This is a genomic window from Streptomyces coeruleorubidus (genome assembly GCF_028885415.1).
Lineage (GTDB): Bacteria > Actinomycetota > Actinomycetes > Streptomycetales > Streptomycetaceae > Streptomyces > Streptomyces coeruleorubidus_A.
The window spans coordinates 2362500-2380316 of the sequence record NZ_CP118527.1 but is presented as its reverse complement, the minus strand read 5'-3'; the positions used below and the strand labels follow the sequence as shown (position 1 = coordinate 2380316).

General features: G+C 70.1%; 15 protein-coding genes. 8 read left to right on the top strand and 7 right to left on the bottom strand.

Features of this window, described 5'->3' with window-relative positions; genetic code table 11:
* Positions 1–22: 22 nt before the first annotated feature.
* Entirely contained in the window at positions 23–778 is a 756-nt protein-coding gene (locus tag PV963_RS11135) for an ABC transporter ATP-binding protein (RefSeq protein ID WP_274815482.1), read from the bottom strand.
* Entirely contained in the window at positions 775–1290 is a 516-nt protein-coding gene (locus PV963_RS11130) for a PadR family transcriptional regulator (RefSeq protein ID WP_086561728.1), read from the bottom strand. The genes PV963_RS11135 and PV963_RS11130 overlap by 4 nt, the downstream gene beginning before the upstream one ends.
* A gap of 121 nt (positions 1291–1411) precedes the next feature.
* Between PV963_RS11130 and PV963_RS11125 the strand changes: the two genes are divergently transcribed.
* The 5 genes from PV963_RS11125 (at position 1412) to PV963_RS11105 (ending at position 8062) form a co-directional block, all read left to right on the top strand.
* Positions 1412–2683 (top strand): ABC transporter substrate-binding protein, encoded by a 1272-nt coding sequence (locus tag PV963_RS11125; RefSeq protein WP_274815481.1) that lies wholly within the window; start codon positions 1412–1414, stop codon positions 2681–2683.
* A gap of 140 nt (positions 2684–2823) precedes the next feature.
* On the top strand, positions 2824–4482 hold the full coding sequence (locus tag PV963_RS11120) for a glycoside hydrolase family 13 protein (RefSeq protein WP_274815480.1): 1659 nt from the start codon (positions 2824–2826) through the stop codon (positions 4480–4482).
* A 50-nt stretch (positions 4483–4532) separates the two neighbouring features.
* A complete protein-coding gene (locus PV963_RS11115) occupies positions 4533–5858 on the top strand; it encodes an ABC transporter substrate-binding protein (RefSeq protein WP_274815479.1) in 1326 nt (441 codons plus the stop codon).
* 6 nt (positions 5859–5864) lie between these two features.
* Positions 5865–7226, top strand: a complete 1362-nt coding sequence (locus tag PV963_RS11110) for an ABC transporter permease subunit (protein ID WP_274815478.1) — start codon at positions 5865–5867, stop codon at positions 7224–7226.
* Positions 7223–8062: a carbohydrate ABC transporter permease gene (locus tag PV963_RS11105; RefSeq protein ID WP_274815477.1), complete on the top strand. Its 840-nt coding sequence runs from the start codon at positions 7223–7225 to the stop codon at positions 8060–8062. The genes PV963_RS11110 and PV963_RS11105 overlap by 4 nt, the downstream gene beginning before the upstream one ends.
* Positions 8063–8198: 136 nt before the next feature.
* Here the strand turns inward: PV963_RS11105 and pgl are convergent, their stop codons facing one another.
* From pgl to tkt, 5 genes are read right to left on the bottom strand one after another with little or no spacing between them, the layout of a single operon-like run.
* Complete coding sequence (gene pgl / locus PV963_RS11100; protein ID WP_274815476.1) at positions 8199–8984, bottom strand: 6-phosphogluconolactonase; 786 nt, start codon at positions 8982–8984, stop codon at positions 8199–8201.
* On the bottom strand, positions 8981–10099 hold the full coding sequence (opcA, locus tag PV963_RS11095; protein WP_274815475.1) for a glucose-6-phosphate dehydrogenase assembly protein OpcA: 1119 nt from the start codon (positions 10097–10099) through the stop codon (positions 8981–8983). The genes pgl and opcA overlap by 4 nt, the downstream gene beginning before the upstream one ends.
* Entirely contained in the window at positions 10096–11619 is a 1524-nt protein-coding gene (gene zwf / locus PV963_RS11090; RefSeq protein ID WP_274815474.1) for a glucose-6-phosphate dehydrogenase, read from the bottom strand. Before zwf ends, opcA begins: the two co-directional genes overlap by 4 nt.
* A 4-nt stretch (positions 11620–11623) precedes the next feature.
* Positions 11624–12742 carry a transaldolase gene (gene tal / locus PV963_RS11085; RefSeq protein ID WP_274815473.1) on the bottom strand — a complete coding sequence of 373 codons (1119 nt, stop codon included), beginning with the start codon at positions 12740–12742 and terminating at the stop codon, positions 11624–11626.
* 34 nt (positions 12743–12776) lie between these two features.
* Positions 12777–14864 (bottom strand): transketolase, encoded by a 2088-nt coding sequence (tkt, locus tag PV963_RS11080; protein WP_274815472.1) that lies wholly within the window; start codon positions 14862–14864, stop codon positions 12777–12779.
* 383 nt (positions 14865–15247) lie between these two features.
* Here tkt and PV963_RS11075 point away from each other — a divergent pair, with 383 nt between their 5' ends.
* The 3 genes from PV963_RS11075 (at position 15248) to PV963_RS11065 (ending at position 17813) form a co-directional block, all read left to right on the top strand.
* Entirely contained in the window at positions 15248–16165 is a 918-nt protein-coding gene (locus PV963_RS11075) for a heme o synthase (RefSeq protein WP_274815471.1), read from the top strand.
* Positions 16166–16223: 58 nt separating this feature from the next.
* Entirely contained in the window at positions 16224–16556 is a 333-nt protein-coding gene (locus tag PV963_RS11070) for a hypothetical protein (RefSeq protein WP_274815470.1), read from the top strand.
* A 150-nt stretch (positions 16557–16706) separates the two neighbouring features.
* On the top strand, positions 16707–17813 hold the full coding sequence (locus PV963_RS11065) for an amidohydrolase family protein (RefSeq protein ID WP_274815469.1): 1107 nt from the start codon (positions 16707–16709) through the stop codon (positions 17811–17813).
* The last annotated feature ends 4 nt before the right edge of the window (positions 17814–17817 follow it).

Here is a 17817-nt window from a genome sequence, read left to right as displayed (position 1 = left end):
GCAGTCGTCGTACACCCGCATGTCAGTCCCTGAGTTCCAGCACACCGGATATGCCGGCCCGGCGCGGCGGTGTGCCGCCGTCGAGTTCCGCGTCGTCGGCGATCCGGCCGTCGAAGAAGCTGATCACCCGGTCCGCGGCGCTCGCCAGCCGGGCGTCATGGGTGACCAGCAGGATCGTCTGGCCGCGCTGGTGGAAGCGGGTCAACAGCCGCATCACCTCGCGGGTGCCCTTGCTGTCGAGGCTGCCGGCGGGTTCGTCGGCCAGCAGCAGCGGGGGATGGTTGACCAGGGCCCGGGCCAGGGCGACCCGCTGCTGCTCGCCGCCGGACAGCTCGCCCGGCATGCTGCGCTCCTTGCCCACAAGGCCCAGCTCGGCCAGCAGCTGCTCCCGCTCGGCCCGGGCCCGCTTCGGCGAGGTCCCGGCGAGCAGGGCGGGCAGCTCCACGTTGTCGGCGACGGACAGGTTGGACACCAGGTTGAAGAACTGGAAGACGATCCCGATGCGCTTGCGGCGCTCCACCGCCCAGCGGGCCTCGCTGTAGGTGTCGGTGGACTCGCCGTCGAGCCAGATCCTGCCCGCGTCCGGCCGCTGGAGGCCGCCGAGCAGATGCAGCAGCGTCGACTTCCCGGCGCCGGACGGGCCGGTGATCGCCACGAACTCGCCGGGCCGTACGCACAGGTCGACCCCGCGCACGGCATGGGCGGGCGCGCCCTCGCCGTGGTGCGTCTTCACCAGCCCCTCGGCGCGCAGCACAGGAGCGGGACGGTCGTCGCTCACTCCAGCTCCTCCAGCTCTTCCTGGCACCGTTCCAGCCAGTCGAGATCGGCTTGCAGGTGCAGCATCGCGCCCTCGATCAGCAGGTGGGCGATGCGGTTGTCGCGGTCTTCGGCGGCGGCCAGCTTCGACAGCTGCCGCATGGTGTTCAGGTACTGGCGCCGCTGCTGGTTGATCAGGGATATCTGGTCGGCGAGACCGCTCTGCGGAGCGAGCGCCAGCTTCATGAAGAACTCGTCCCGCACCCGCGGCTCGTCCTCGGGCTCCTCGAACCAGGCGCGCAGCGCCTCCCGCCCGGCGTCGGTGAGGTGGTAGACCTTTTTGTTGGGCCGGCTGGACTGCGCCACGTCCTCGCCCTCGATCAGTCCCGACTTCTCGAGGCGGCCGAGGGTCACATAGATCTGGCCGACGTTCGGCTGAGGGTACGCGGAGCCCAGCAGTTGCTCAAGGTCCTGCTTGAGCTCGTAGCCGTGGGCGGGTCCGCGGGCGAGGAGGGCCAGGAGGGGCAGGCGCACGCGTGCAGTCCTCCTGTCCGGTCCAATGTGCTCCAGGCCCTAGTATCGCCCATACCTAACAGGTATACATGGCCTCTGTTCCGGGCGAAGGTGCCCGTCGCCGGTGTACAGGGAGGAACCTATGCGGTGGATCCATGCCGCGGGTAGGGGCCTTCTCGTTCTCGTCGTGGTCCTGACCGGTTACGTTGCCGCCGGAGCGCAGGCGGGCGAGCCTGCCGACGGCGGCCGCGGACCGCTCACCCTCGCCACCGCCGGGGACCTTACCGGCTACCTCGGCCCTCTGCTGGAGGGCTGGAACCGCACCCACCCCGGCGAAAAAGTGACCCTCGTCGAGCTGCCGGACTCCGCCGACGAGACCCGGGCCCAGATGGCCACCGACCTGCGCGACGGCGACCGCAGCCGGTTCGACGTGCTCAACATCGACGTCAACTGGACCTCGGAGTTCGCCGCGGCGGGCTGGATCCGGCCGCTGCCCCGCGACCGCTTCCCCATGAAGACCTTCCTCCCGCCGGTCGTGGACACGGCGACCTACGACGGACAGCTCTACGCCGTCCCGTACGTCACCAACGCCGGCCTGCTCCTCTACCGCAAGGACGTCCTCGCGAAGGAGGGCGTGGAGCCGCCGCGCACCTGGGCGGAGCTGGAGCGGTACGCGAAGACCATCGCCCCGAAGTACGGCCTCGACGGCTACGCCGGACAGTTCCTGCCGTACGAGGGCCTCACCGTCAACGCGGCCGAGGCCGTCTACTCGGCGGGCGGCTCGATCCTCGGCGACGAGGGCGAGCGCGTCACCGTCGACTCGGCGGCGGCCCGCGAGGGCATCGGCTTCCTGGCGCGCGGGGTGCGCGAGGGCTGGATCCCGAAGGAAGCGCTGACGTACAAGGAGGAGGAGTCCAAGCAGGCCTTCCAGGACGGCCGGCTGCTCTTCCTGCGGAACTGGCCGTACGCCTACGTCGGCGCCTCCGCCCCGGGCTCGGAGGTCGCCGGGAAGGTCGGCGCCGTACCCCTGCCGGGACCGGACGGGCCGGGGACGAGTGTCCTGGGCGGCTCCAACCTGGCCGTCAGCGCGCACGCGCGGCACCCCGACTCGGCCGCCCGCCTGATCGCCTACCTCACCAGCGAGCGCGTCCAGCGCCAGGTCCTCACGCGCGGCGCGCTGCCGCCCGTCCGGGCCGATCTCTACGAGGATCCCGCGCTCATCCGCAGGTTCCCGTACCTGCCGACCCTGCGCGAGAGCGTGCGCACGGCCGAGCCGCGCCCCAAGAGCCCGCGGTACGACCAGGTCAGTCTGGTGGTGCAGGCGGTCGTGCACGACGCGATGGCCGGGCACGAGACGCCCACGGCGGCGGTACGCCGCCTGGCGCGGGAGCTCGCCGTCATCTCGCGCCGATAACGCTTCTACTTACCTGTTAGGTAACGCGGACGTCTCATTCGACTGAGATATGTCCGATAGGTGCCGAATTGCACCACATCAACTCCTCGGTAGCTTCTGCCTTTTCATTGACACCCTCTCGACACGCCTACTTAACATGCATGCATAACCGCTGCCCTCCTCAGAGACAGGTCGATGGGTTGAACAGGCACCACTGGTGGCGTGACGCAGTGATCTATCAGGTGTACGTCCGCAGCTTCCTGGACAGCACCGGCGACGGCATCGGCGATCTCGCCGGCGTCCGGGCCGGACTGCCCTACCTGAAGAAGCTCGGCGTCGACGGGATCTGGCTGAGCCCCTTCTATCCCTCGCCGCAGCACGACCACGGCTACGACGTGGCCGACTACTGCGACGTCGACCCGCTCTTCGGTGACCTCGCCGAGTGCGACCTGCTGGTGGGCGCCGCGCGGCGGCTCGGCATCAAGGTGCTGCTCGACATCGTCCCGAACCACTGCTCCAGCGAGCACCCCTGGTTCCGTGAGGCGCTCGCGGCCCCGCCCGGCAGCGCGGCCCGCGCCCGCTTCCACTTCGCCGACGGCCGCGGCCCGGACGGCGCCGAGCCGCCCAACAACTGGCACTCCATGTTCGGCGGCCCCGCCTGGAGCCGGGCGACCGAGGCCGACGGCCGGCCCGGCCAGTGGTACCTGCACATGTTCGCGCCCGAGCAGCCCGACTGGAACTGGCGCAACCCCGAGATCGCCGCCGAGTTCGACCGCGTCCTCCGCTTCTGGCTGGACCGGGGCATCGACGGCTTCCGCATCGACGTCGCCGCCGGCCTCTTCAAGCACCCGGAGCTGCCCGACTCCGACGACCCGGAGGCCGACGCCCGCACCCGTGACTCGGTCAACCCGCTCGCCTGGAACCAGCCCGAGGTGCACGAGGTGTGGCGGCGCTGGCGCTCCATATGCGAGGAGTACACCGAGCGCGACGGCTGCGAACGCCTGCTCGTCGGCGAGGTCTCCGTCCCGACCGCACGCGAGCACGCCCAGTACGTCCGCCCCGACGAACTGCACCAGGCCTTCTTCTTCGACCTGCTCAGCGCCCCCTGGGACCCGGACGCCTTCCAGAAGGTCATCTCCGAGGCCATGCAGGACATCGCCGGCACCGGCTCGACCGTCACCTGGGTCCTCAACAACCACGACCAGGTCCGCACCGTCACCCGCTACGGCGAGCCCACCCCCCACGGCAGCGGCCTCGGCGCCGCCCGTGCCCGTGCCGCCGCGCTGCTGATGCTGGCGCTGCCCGGAGCCGCGTACATCTACCAGGGCGAGGAGCTCGGCCTGCCCGAGGTCGTGGACCTGCCCGACGACGTGCTCACCGACCCGATCTTCCGCCGTACCGGCAGCCGGGCCCGGATCCGCGACGGCTGCCGGGTGCCGCTGCCCTGGTCGGGGCAGGCCTCGCCGTTCGGCTTCACCCCGGGTGTGGAGAGCGCCAAGCCGTGGCTGCCGCAGCCGGAGTACTTCGCCGAGTACGCCACCGACCGGGCCCTCGCCGACACCCGCTCCTTCTGGCACCTGTACCGCGACGGCCTCCAACTGCGCGCTGCCCTGCCCCAGTTGGGCGAAGGCACGCTGCGCTGGCTGGACTCCCAGCCCGGCGTCCTGGCCTTCACCCGCGGTGACGACCTGGTGTGCGCCGTCAACTTCGGTACCGCGCCCACACCCGCGCCGGTCTCCGGCACCCCCCTGCTCGCCAGCGGCCCCTGCGCGCCCGGAGTGCTCTCCGGTTCGACGGCCGCCTGGTGGATCCGTTCCTGACCGCCCCGCAAGTCAACCCCGCAAGTCAATTCCCCGAAGGGACATCAACGATGATGCGACGACGTACCACCCTGCTCACCGGCTGCACCGCCCTCGTCCTGGCGCTCGGCGCGACCGCCTGCGGCGGCGGCCCCGTCTCGGCCGGCGGCGGCGACAAGGCGCTCAGCGGCCAGTCGATCACCGTGGCCGGTGTCTGGTCCGGCACCGAGCAGAAGAACTTCCAGAAGGTGCTGGACGCCTTCACCGAGAAGACCGGCGCCAAGACGCAGTTCGTGTCCACCGGAGACAACGTCTCCACCGTCGTCGGCAGCAAGATCGAGGGCGGCAACGCCCCCGACGTCGTGATGGTCCCGCAGGTCGGCGTGCTCAAGCAGTTCGCGCAGAAGGGCTGGCTCAAGCCGCTGTCGAAGAAGACCGAGCAGGCCGTGGACGCCGGGTACGCCCCCGTGTGGAAGGAGTACGGCAGCGTCGACGGCACGCTCTACGGCCTGTACTTCAAGGCCGCCCACAAGTCGACCGTCTGGTACAGCCCCGACGCCCTCGCCCAGGCCGGGGTGAAGCCCCCGAAGACCTACGACGAGATGCTGAAGGCCGGGCAGACCGTGTCCGACTCCGGTCTCGCCGCGTTCTCCGTCGCCGGGCAGGACGGCTGGACCCTCACCGACTGGTTCGAGAACGTCTACCTCTCCCAGGCCGGACCCGAGAAGTACGACGCCCTCGCCGCGCACAAGCTGAAGTGGACCGACGCGTCGGTCGTCGACGCCCTCACCACGCTCGGCAAGCTCTTCAAGGACAAGCAGCTCATCGCCGGCGGCCAGAAGGGCGCCCTGAACACCGACTTCCCCGGCTCGGTGGAGAAGGTCTTCGGGCCGGAGCCCGAGGCCGGCATGGTCTACGAGGGCGACTTCGTCGCCGGTGTCGCCAAGGACCAGTTCGGCAAGAAGGTCGGCGAGGACGCGAACTTCTTCCCGTTCCCGGCGGTCGCCGGTGGCGAGGCCCCGGTCGTCAGCGGCGGTGACGCGGCCGTCGTCCTCAAGGACGGCAAGAACCAGAAGGCCGCCCAGGCCCTCCTGGAGTTCCTGGCGACCCCCGAGGCCTCGGCCGTGTGGGCGGAGGCGGGCGGCTTCCTCTCCCCGAACAAGAAGCTCGACCTCGCCTCCTACGGCGACGACGTCACCCGCGCCACCGCCAAGTCCCTCGTCCAGGCCGGGGACTCGGTCCGCTTCGACATGTCCGACCAGGCCCCGGCGGCCTTCGGCGGCACCAAGGGCGCCGGCGAGTGGAAGCTGCTCCAGGACTTCCTGCGCGACCCGTCCGACCCGAAGGGCACCGCGGCGAAGCTGGAGGCCGCGGCGGCCAAGGCGTACCAGGACTGATCCGCCATGACAGCGACCCTCGTGAAAGAGACGAGTCCCCCGCCGCCCGTCACGGTCGCCGACCGCACCCGGCGACTGCGGCGGCGCGGCAAGATCATCGCCCTGCTGTTCGTGCTGCCCGCGCTGCTGCTGCTCGGCGCGCTCGTCGTCTACCCCGTGCTGTTCAGCGTCGGCCGCAGCTTCTTCGACGCCTCCGGGACGACCTTCGTCGGCGGCGAGAACTACGCCGAGATGTTCCGTGACCCGGCGACCGTCAAGGCCGTCCGCAACACGGCCATCTGGGTCGTCGTGGCCCCGGCCCTGCTGACCGGCCTCGGGCTGATCCTGGCCGTCCTGGTGGAGAAGGTCCGCTGGGCCACCGCCTTCAAACTGCTCCTCTTCATGCCGATGGCGGTCTCCTTCCTCGCCGCCGGCATCATCTTCCGGCTCGCCTACGACGAGGACCCGGACAAGGGTGTCCTGAACGCCGCGGTCGTCTCCGTCCACGACGCCTTCAAGGCGGAGTCCTCGTACCCGACGGCCCGGGCGCGCGACGGACAGGGCCTGACGAAGGACAAGGACGGTTCGTACCGCACGAGCACGAACGTGTCCCCGGGCGACGCGGTGACGCTGGGCCTCGTCGGGGTGCTGCCCGACGACCTGCCCGGCGGGACCGAACCTGCGTACGCGGCGGCGGGAAAGAAGGCCGCAGCCGACGAACTGCGCGGCGTCGTCTACCTGGACTTCACGCCCGGCGGGGGAGGGGAGCAGGGCAAGGTCGACCGGCGGGAGAGCGGGCTGCCTCAGATGAAGGTCGAGGCGGTGCGCGACGGCGAGGCCGTCGCCACGGCGACCACCGCCTCCGACGGCTCCTTCCGCTTCGAGGGACTCCAACCGGGCTCGTACGAGGTGAAGCTGCCGTCGTCCAACTTCGCCCCGCCCTACGAGGGTGTCTCCTGGCTCGGACCGGCGCTCGTCACACCGGCGATCATCGGGGCCTACCTGTGGATCTGGACCGGCTTCGCCATGGTGCTGATCGGGGCGGGCCTGTCGACGCTGCCGCGGGACGCGCTGGAGGCGGCGCGGATGGACGGCGCGAACGAGTGGCAGATCTTCCGGCGGATCACGGTGCCGCTGCTGGCACCGGTGCTGACGGTCGTGTTCATCACCCTCGTCATCAACGTGATGAAGGTCTTCGACCTCGTCTACATCATCGCGCCCGGGCCGGTGCAGGAGGACGCGACCGTGCTCGCGACGCAGATGTGGCTGGTGTCGTTCGGCGGCGGCAACAACCAGGGGCTCGGCAGCGCGCTCGGTGTGCTGCTCCTGCTGCTGGTCGTCCCGGCCATGGTGTTCAACGTCCGCCGTTTCCGAAGGAGCCAACGATGAACGCGGTTCGGCGCGGGTTGGGCAACGGGGCCGTCCAGGCCTTCCTCGTGGTGGTCGGCCTGGTGTGGATGACGTCACTGGCCGGGCTGTTCCTGTCCTCGCTGCGGTCCGCCGAGGACACGGCGAAGGGCGGCTGGTGGACGGTGTTCACCAGTCCCGGGCAGCTGTCCTTCGACAACTACTCGTCGCTGCTGGCGAACGCCGGGATCACTCAGGCGTTCTGGAACACGGTGCTGATATCGGTGCCGGCGACGGTGCTGGTCGTGGTGATCGCGGCGCTCGCGGGGTACGCCTTCGCGTGGCTGGACTTCCCCGGGCGGGAGGCGATCTTCCTGATCGTGGTCGCGCTGCTCGTGGTGCCCGTGCAGATCGGGCTGCTGCCGGTCGCGAAACTGTTCGGGCAACTGGGGCTGTTCGGCACGATCCCCGGTGTCGTGCTGTTCCACGTGGCCTACGGCCTGCCGTTCGCGGTGTTCCTGCTGCGGAACTACTTCGCCGAGATGCCGAAGGAGATGCTGGAGGCCGCGCGGATGGACGGGGGCAGTGAGTGGCGTATCTTCACGCGGCTCGTGCTGCCGGTGGGACGGCCGGCGATCGCCTCCCTCGCCATCTTCCAGTTCCTGTGGGTGTGGAACGACATGCTGGTGGCGTTGCTGTTCGCGGACAGCGCGTCACAGCCGCTGACGGTGGAACTCCAGTCGCAGATACGGCAGTTCGGCAGCAACATCGACGTCCTGGCGCCCGGGGCGTTCGTGTCCCTGGTCGTGCCCGTCGTCGTGTTCTTCGCGTTCCAGAGGCACTTTGTGCAGGGCGTGATGGCGGGGTCGGTCAAGTAGCCGCTGTCGATGCACGACCAGGGGGCTCCGCCCCCTGGGACCCCGGTCCTTCGCCCCACAGTTGCCCCGTTCAAGGGCAGTTTCGGGTGGTGGGTGGGCATAGGCGGGGGTCGAGGGGGCGGAGCCCCCTGGTACCTCAGGCCGAAGCCGGCGGGTACAGCGACCGAGGCAGTTGTGAAGCCGCTGCCGCGTCCAGCAGCCACAGCGTCCGGCTGCGGCCGTACGCTCCCGCCGCCGGCGCCTGGATCTCCCCCGCGCCCGAGAGCGCGATCGCCGCGGCCTGGGCCTTGTCCTCACCCGCGGCCAGGAGCCACACCTCCCGGGCCGCACGGATCGCCGGCAACGTCAGCGTCACCCGGGTCGGCGGCGGCTTCGGCGCGCCGTGGACGCCGACCACCGTGCGGTCGGTCTCCCTGACCGCCGGCAGCTCCGGGAACAGCGACGCGACGTGCGTGTCCGGGCCGACGCCCAGCATCAGCACGTCGAACGTCGGCACGGGGCCGTGGTTCTCCGGGGCCGCCGCCCGCGCCAGTTCCTCCGCGTACGCGGCCGCCGCCGCGTCCACGTCGTCGCCGTAGGGGCCGTCCGACGCGGGCATCGCGTGCACCCGCTTCGGGTCCAGCGGCACCGAGTCGAGCAGTGCCTCCCGGGCCTGCGTGACGTTGCGCTCGGGATCGCCCTCGGGCAGGAACCGCTCGTCACCCCACCAGAGGTCGAGCCGGCTCCAGTCGACGGCGTCCCGGGCGGGCGCCGCGGCCAGGGCGGCCAGCAGGCCGTTGCCGTTGCGGCCGCCCGTCAGGACCACGGACGCCGAACCCCGGGAGGCCTGCGCGTCCACGATCCTGGTGATCAGCCGCGCCGCCGCGGCCTGGGCCATCAGCTCCTTGTCGCGGTGGACGACCAGCTGCGGTGCCGTACTCACTTCGTCGTCGCCTTCCGTACCGGTTCGAGCTTGGGCGGTTCCTGCTTCACCGGTGCCTGCGCCGTCGCTTCCGAAGCGGGTGCTTTCGCAGCCGTTTCGACGGGAGCGGGGAGGGCGAGCCGTGCTCGCTCGTCGCTTTTGGGCTCTCCTTTGGCCACCGGCTCTTCCTTCGCCACCTGTGCCGACCAGGACGCCTTCAGCCGGTCCACCCCGTACCGCAGCGCCGACGCGTACGTGTCGTCCGGATCCAGCCGCCGCAGCTCCTCCGCGATCAGCTCGGCCGTGTCCCGGCGCTTGAGCGCCACACCACGGGCCGGCTGGCCCTCGATGGAGAGCGTCGCGAGGGACCCGTCGGCACGGTCCAGGGTGATCGCGCCGCAGTTGGTGTCCATACGGACCGCCGTCAGGCCGGGGCCGCCGGACAGCGAGCGCTTCACCGGGACGTCCAGCCGGTCAGCGAGCCACATCGCCAGCAGCTCACAGCTCGGGTTGAACTCCTCGCCCTCCACCTCGACGGCCCTGACCTCGCAGGTGACCTGGTCGAGGGCCGCCGCCAGCATGGAACGCCAGGGCGTGATGCGGGTCCAGGACAGGTCCGTGTCGCCGGGGGTGTAGGTCCCGGACCGGGTGGCCAGGTCCCGTACCGGCTGTTCGGAGGCGTAGGTGTCGGTGACGCGGCGCTGGGCGAGGGCACCGAGCGGGTCCTTCGCCGGGTTGAGCGGCGCGTTCACCGGCCACCACACCACCACCGGGGCGTCCGGCAGCAGCAGCGGCAGCACCACCGACTGGGCGTGGTCGACGACCTCGCCGTACAGCCGGAGCACGACCGTCTCGCCGGTGCCGGCCTCCGCGCCCACCCGGACCTCCGCGTCCAGGCGGGACTGCGTACGGTCGCGGGGCGAGCGGGAGACGCGCTTGATGACCACGAGGGTGCGCGAGGGATGCTCGTGCGAGGCGTCGCTCGCGGCCTTCAGCGCGTCGTAGGCGTTCTCCTCGTCCGTCACGATGACCAGCGTGAGCACCATCCCGACCGCCGGGGTGCCGATCGCCCGGCGGCCCTGCACCAGCGCCTTGTTGATCTTGCTGGCCGTGGTGTCCGTGAGGTCTATCTTCATGGCCGGCGCCAGCTCCGTCCGTGTCGCTCGAGCATTTCGTCCGCCTCGACGGGCCCCCAGGTACCGGCCGGGTACTGAGCGGGCTTGCCGTTGCTGTCCCAGTACTCCTCGATCGGGTCGAGGATCTTCCAGGACAGCTCGACCTCCTCGGTACGCGGGAAGAGGTTCGAGTCTCCGAGGAGGACGTCCAGGATGAGACGCTCGTACGCCTCCGGGCTGGACTCCGTGAAGGACTCGCCGTACGCGAAGTCCATCGACACGTCCCGGATCTCCATCGACGTGCCGGGGACCTTCGAGCCGAAGCGGACCGTGACGCCCTCGTCCGGCTGGACGCGGATGACGATCGCGTTGGAGCCCAGCTCCTCGGTGGCCGTCGTGTCGAAGGGAGAGTGCGGGGCGCGCTGGAAGACGACCGCGATCTCCGTGACGCGGCGGCCCAGACGCTTGCCGGTGCGCAGGTAGAAGGGGACGCCCGCCCAGCGGCGGTTGTCGATCTCCAGCTTGATCGCGGCGTAGGTGTCGGTCTTCGAGGAGGCGTTGATGCCGTCCTCCTCCAGATAGCCGCGCACCTTCGTGCCGCCCTGCCACCCGGCCGAGTACTGGCCGCGCACGGTGTCCCGGCCCATGTCCTTGGGCAGCTTCACCGCGCCGAGCACCTTGGTCTTCTCGGCGGCCAGCGCGTCCGCGTCGAAGGAGGCCGGCTCCTCCATGGCGGTGAGCGCCAGGAGCTGGAGCAGGTGGTTCTGGATGACGTCACGGGCGGCGCCGATGCCGTCGTAGTACCCGGCCCGGCCGCCGATGCCGATGTCCTCGGCCATGGTGATCTGCACGTGGTCCACGAGGGACCGGTTCCAGATCGGCTCGAACATCGTGTTGGCGAAGCGCAGCGCCAGGATGTTCTGGACGGTCTCCTTGCCCAGGTAGTGGTCGATGCGGAAGACCTGGTCCGGGGCGAAGACCTCGTGAACGACCTTGTTGAGTTCCTCGGCCGACTTCAGGTCGTGCCCGAACGGCTTCTCGATGACCGCGCGCCGCCAGGAGCCGCCCTTCTGGTCGGCCAGCCCGTGCTTCTTCAGCTGCTGGATGACCACCGGGAAGGACTTCGGCGGCACGGACAGGTAGAAGGCGAAGTTGCCGCCCGTGCCCTGTGCCTTGTCCAGTTCATCGATCGTGGAGCGCAGCCGCTCGAACGCGTCGTCGTCGTCGAACGTGCCCTGCACGAAGCGCATGCCCTGGATGAGCTGCTGCCAGACCTCCTCGCGGAAGGGCGTGCGGGCGTGCTCTTTGACCGCGTCGTGGACCTCCTGGGCGAAGTCCTCGTGCGCCCACTCGCGACGGGCGAAGCCCACCAGCGAGAAGCCCGGCGGCAGCAGACCCCGGTTGGCGAGGTCGTACACGGCGGGCATGAGCTTCTTGCGGGACAGGTCGCCCGTGACGCCGAAGATGACCAGGCCCGACGGCCCCGCGATACGCGGGAGCCGTCGGTCCGCGGGGTCACGCAGCGGGTTGCTGCTCGACACCTGTTCAGCCCTCCGAGGGGGCGAGGCGCTGAAGCTCGGCCTCGGTCGACTTCAGCAGGTCGGTCCAGGACGCCTCGAACTTCTCGACGCCCTCCTCCTCCAGCAGCCGCACCACGTCGTCGTACTTGATCCCGAGCTGCTCGACCGCGTCGAGGTCGGCGCGGGCCTGCTCGTACGTGCCGGCGACGGTGTTGCCGGTGATCTCGCCGTGCTCCTCGGTGGCGAACAGGGTCGCCTCCGGCATGGTGTTCACCGTGTTCGGCGCGACCAGCTCGGTGACGTACATGGTGTCCTTGTACGCCTTGTCCTTCACGCCGGTGGAGGCCCACAGCGGACGCTGCTTGTTGGCGCCCTCGCGCTCCAGCGCGTTCCAGCGGTCCGTCGAGAAGACCTCCTCGTACGCCTGGTAGGCGAGACGGGCGTTGGCGATGGCGGCCTTGCCGCGCAGCGCCTTGGCCTCGTCGGTGCCGAGCGCATCGATCCGCTTGTCGATCTCCGTGTCGACACGCGAGACGAAGAAGGACGCCACCGAGTGGATCTTGGACAGGTCCAGGCCCTTGGCCTTCGCCTTCTCCAGACCGGCCAGGTAGGCGTCCATCACCTCGCGGTAGCGCTCCAGCGAGAAGATCAGCGTGACGTTGACGCTGATGCCGTTGCCGATCGTCTCGGTGATCGCCGGGATACCCGCCTTGGTGGCCGGGATCTTGATCAGCGTGTTGGGCCGGTCCACCAGCCAGGCCAGCTGGCGGGCCTCGGCGACCGTCGCCTTGGTGTTGTGCGCCAGACGCGGGTCGACCTCGATCGAGACCCGGCCGTCCTGGCCGCCGGTGGCGTCGAAGACCGGGCGCAGGATGTCGGCGGCGTCGCGGACGTCCGCCGTGGTGATCATGCGGATGGCTTCTTCGACGGTGACCTTGCGGGCGGCGAGGTCGGAGAGCTGCTGGTCGTAGCCGTCGCCCTCGGAGATCGCCTTCTGGAAGATCGTCGGGTTGGTGGTGACGCCCACGACGTGCTGCTGGTCGAGCAGCTCGGCGAGGTTGCCGGACGTGATCCGCTTGCGCGACAGGTCGTCCAGCCAGATCGCGACGCCTTCCTCGGAGAGGCGCTTGAGTGCGTCTGTCATGGAAATTCCATCTCCTACGTGTCGTATATGAGCGTCAGCGCTGAGCTGCGGCGATCGATTCCCGCGCGGCGGCGGCCACGTTCTCGGCAGTGAAGCCGAACTCGCGGAAAAGGACCTTGCCGTCGGCCGAAGCACCGAAGTGCTCCAGGGAAACGATGCGGCCGGCGTCCCCGACGTACTTGTGCCACGTCAGGCCGACCCCGGCCTCCACCGCGACACGAGCCTTGACGGACGGCGGCAGAACGCTGTCCCGGTACCCCTGGTCCTGCTGCTCGAACCACTCCACCGACGGCATGGACACCACGCGGGTGGGCACGCCGGCGCCCTGGAGCTGCTCGCGCGCCTCGACGGCGACGTGCACCTCGGAGCCGGTGGCGATGAGGATGACGTCGGGCTCGCCGCCGTCGGCCTCGAAGAGGACGTAACCGCCCTTGGCGGCATCGTCGTTGGGCTCGTAGGTCGGCACGCCCTGACGGGTCAGCGCCAGACCGTGCGGCTGGCCCTTGCCGAACTCCTTCGTCCAGCGCCTGAGGATCTCGCGCCAGGCGATGGCGGTCTCGTTGGCGTCGGCGGGCCGGACGATGTTCAGGCCCGGGATGGCACGCAGCGACGCGAGGTGCTCGACCGGCTGGTGGGTCGGGCCGTCCTCGCCCAGACCGATGGAGTCGTGCGTCCACACGTACGTCACCGGCAGGTGCATCAGCGCCGACAGCCGCACCGCGTTGCGCATGTAATCGGAGAAGACCAGGAACGTGCCGCCGTAGATCCGGGTGTTGCCGTGCAGCGCGATGCCGTTCATCTCGGCGGCCATCGCGTGCTCGCGGATACCGAAGTGGATCGTGCGGCCGTACGGGTCCGCCTCCGGCAGCGGGTTGTCGCCCGGGAGGAAGGAGCTGGTCTTGTCGATCGTGGTGTTGTTGGAGCCGGCCAGGTCGGCCGAACCGCCCCACAGCTCGGGCACGACCGCGCCGAGCGCCTGGAGGACCTTGCCGGAGGCGGCACGCGTGGCCACGCCCTTGCCCACCTCGAAGACCGGGATCTTCTCCTCCCAGCCGGTGGGCAGCTCACCCCCCGCGATCCGGTCGTACTCGGCGGCGCGCTCGGGGTTGTTGTCCCGCCACTGCTGGTACGCCTTCTCCCACACCGCACGGGCCGCCTGGCCCCGCTCCAGCGCCTTGCGGGTGTGCTCGATGACCTCGCCCGCGACCTCGAAGGACTGCTCCGGGTCGAAGCCCAGCACCCGCTTGGTCGCCGCGACCTCCTCCGCGCCCAGCGCCGAGCCGTGCGCGGCCTCGGTGTTCTGCGCGTTCGGGGCCGGCCAGGCGATGATCGAGCGCATCGCGATGAACGACGGCTTGTCCGTGACGGCCTTGGCCTGCTGGATCGCCTCGAAGATCGCCGCCGGGTCCAGGTCGCCGTTCTCCTGCGGCTCCACCCGCTGCACGTGCCAGCCGTAGGCCTCGTACCGCTTGACGGTGTCCTCGGAGACGGCCGTCTCGGTGTCGCCCTCGATCGAGATGTGGTTGTCGTCCCACAGCAGGATCAGGTTGCCCAGCCTCTGGTGACCCGCCATCGAGGACGCCTCGGCGGAGATGCCCTCCTGGAGGCAGCCGTCACCGGCGATGCAGTAGACGAAGTGGTCGAAGGGGGACTCGCCCTCGGGGGCCTCCGGATCGAACAGACCACGCTCGTAGCGGGCGGCCATCGCCATGCCCACCGCGTTCGCGACACCCTGCCCGAGCGGGCCGGTCGTCGTCTCCACACCGGTCGTGTGCCCGTACTCCGGGTGGCCGGGGGTCTTCGAACCCCACGTGCGGAAGGACTTCAGGTCGTCCAGCTCCAGGCCGAAACCGGCCAGGTACAGCTGGGTGTAGAGGGTCAGGGACGAGTGGCCGGCGGACAGCACGAAACGGTCGCGCCCGACCCAGTCGGCGTCCGCCGGGTCGTGCCGCATCACCTTCTGGAAGAGGGTGTAGGCGGCAGGTGCCAGGCTCATCGCCGTACCCGGATGGCCGTTACCGACCTTCTGTACGGCATCGGCGGCCAGGACACGCGCGGTGTCGACGGCCCGCTGGTCCAACTCGGTCCACTCGAGGTCTGTGGTGGTCGGCTTGGTGCTCACCCTGGGTCAGGGCTCCTCTCCACATGTCGGATGCCGGTGTATCGGGGCGCCCACCGGCCGCAGCCGAGCCTACCCCCGTGGGACGTGCGTTCTTTCGAGTCACTCCAGACTGGCGGGACTCGTTTCGATCCGCCTCCTGACTGGGCCGTATCCCATTCGGCAAGTGAATACGGAGCCGCTCATCCGGGTGCTCAATCGAGCTTGTGCGCGCCCTTCGGAAGCCGCCCTCCAACACGACCCGACCCCCGCGAATGTCCGACTCTGGGCAACGTCTAAAGTGGCGTGGTACGCGCGAGCCTTTACCGGGACTTCACACGGGTGAGGCTTGCTGGGATGTCTCTGTAGGGGTGTGCGTGACGGCCGTTGAATCCCGTCCAGCGGGGATGATCGGGACGGACCAGAGCCCGGCCCACCGGCCGTTCGGGGCCCGTGTCAAGGGGTTCGTGGCTCTCACCAAGCCGCGGATCATCGAGCTGCTGCTCATCACCACCGTCCCGGTGATGTTCCTGGCGCAGCAGGGCGTGCCCGACCTGACGCTGGTGCTGCTGACCTGCGTCGGCGGCTACATGTCCGCGGGCGGCGCCAACGCGCTCAACATGTACATCGACCGCGACATCGACGCGCTGATGGACCGCACCTCGCAGCGGCCGCTGGTCACCGGCATGGTCAGCCCGCGCGAGTGCCTCGCCTTCGGCATCACCCTGGCGATCGCCTCGACGCTGCTGTTCGGCCTCACCGTGAACTGGCTGAGTGCCTGGCTCTCCCTCGGCGCGCTCCTCTTCTACGTCGTCGTCTACACGATGATCCTCAAGCGCCGTACCTCGCAGAACATCGTGTGGGGCGGCATCGCGGGCTGTCTGCCCGTGCTGATCGGCTGGTCCTCGGTCACGAACTCCATGTCGTGGGCGCCGATCATTCTCTTCCTCGTCATGTTCTTCTGGACGCCGCCGCACTACTGGCCGCTGTCCATGAAGGTCAAGGAGGACTACGCGCGCGTGGGCGTGCCGATGCTGCCGGTGGTCGCCTCCAACAAGGTCGTCGCCAAGCAGATCGTGATCTACAGCTGGGTCATGGTCGCCGTCTCGCTCCTGCTGACCCCGCTCGGCTACACCGGCTGGTTCTACACGTCGGTCGCCCTGCTGGCGGGCGGCTTCTGGCTCTGGGAGGCGCACGGTCTGCAGAACCGCGCGAAGGCGGAGGTGACGGGCGCGAAGCTGAAGGAGATGCGCCTGTTCCACTGGTCGATCACCTACGTCTCGCTGTTGTTCGTGGCCGTCGCGGTCGACCCGTTCCTGCGCTGACGTACGTCACAGGGGCCTGCTCTCGCCAGTCGATCTACTCCTGAGTAGCATCCTGGTCATGGCAGAGACGCAGCAGGCAGACCCGAAGGCCGAGCGCAAGGCGGCCCGGCTGGCCAAGCAGATCAGCTCCTTCTCCAAGGCCCACGGCGGCGCCGAGGGCCAGGTCGCCTACCTCGGCGAACGCGGCGCCCGCATCGTCCTGGTCGGCGAGGACGGCGGCTGGGGCGACCTGGTGGCCCCCTCGTACGAGATCGCCGAGAAGGCCGTGGAGAAGTCGGGCATCACGACCCACGAGTCCTTCGACGGCGAATTCGCCGCGAAGGTCAAGACGGGCCGCTACGAGTGGTCGCGCATGGCAGGGATCCAGGTCGGCGGGCCTAAGAACAACTGACCCTTTTAGGGGCGCGGGGAACTGCGCGAGCAACCACAACGGACCCGCACCCGCCGAACAAGACAGGCCCCCCACCCCGGAACCGCGACCTCAGCCCGGTTCACCCGTTAGGACCCTTAGGAACAACAGGGTCCACACCGGGGAGCCCGGATGATCGAAACGCCGTCCCTAGTGGACCAGTACTGCCACGGAGTACTCCGCACGGAGCTGGGCCTCGGCACCTTCGAGGCCCACCTCTCCCGCACGGAGGGCCCACCCGCCCCCGGCACCACCCTCTTCGACACCCAGACCGGCTTCGCCGTAAGACGCTGGTGTCCGCCCCTGCTCGGCCTGGAGCCCCACTGCGCACCGGCCGGCTACCTCGCCCGCCGCCGCGAACTGGGCGTCCTGGAGGCCGCCCGCCGGCTCCTGCGCGGCAGCGGCATCACGACGTACCTGGTCGACACGGGCCTGCCCGGTGATCTGACCGAACCCGGCGAACTGGCCTGTGCCGGAGCCGCCGAGGCCCGCGAGATCGTACGCCTGGAACTGCTCGCCGAGCAGGTCGCCGACACCTCCGGAACCGTCGAGTCCTTCCTCGCCAACCTCGCCGAGTCCGTGCACGCCGCCGCCGCGAACGCCGTCGCCTTCACCTCGGTCGCGGGCGTACGGCACGGCCTCGCGCTCGCGCCGGAGCCGCCCGGGCCGGGAGAGGTGCGGGGGGCGGTCGCCCGCTGGCTCGCGGGGCGCGATGTCGGCGGGGAGCTGAGCGATCCCGTGCTGCTGCGGCACCTGCTGTGGAGCGCCGTCGCCTCGGGGCTGCCGCTCCAGCTGCACTCGGGGCTCGGCGCGCCGGACCTGCGGATCGACCGTACGGATCCGGTGCTGCTGACGGACTTCGTACGGGCCACGGCCGGTCTCGGCACGGACCTCGTCCTGCTGCACGGCTACCCGTACCACCGGCACGCCGCCCACCTGGCCGGTGTCTTCCCGCACGTCTACGTGGACTCCGGCGCCGCCCTGGTACGCACCGGCGCCCGCGCCGCGACCATCCTCGCCGAGATCCTGGAGCTGGCCCCGTTCGGCAAGATCCTGTTCTCCACCGGCGCCCAGGGGCTGCCCGAGCTGCACGTGGTGGGCGCCCGGCTGTTCCGCGAGGCGCTCGGCCGGGTGCTGGGCACCTGGGTCGCCGAGGGGGCGTGGTCCCTGGCCGACGCGCAGCGGGTGGCGGGGATGCTGGCGTCGGGGAACGCGCGCCGGGTGTACGGGCTCGACTGAACCC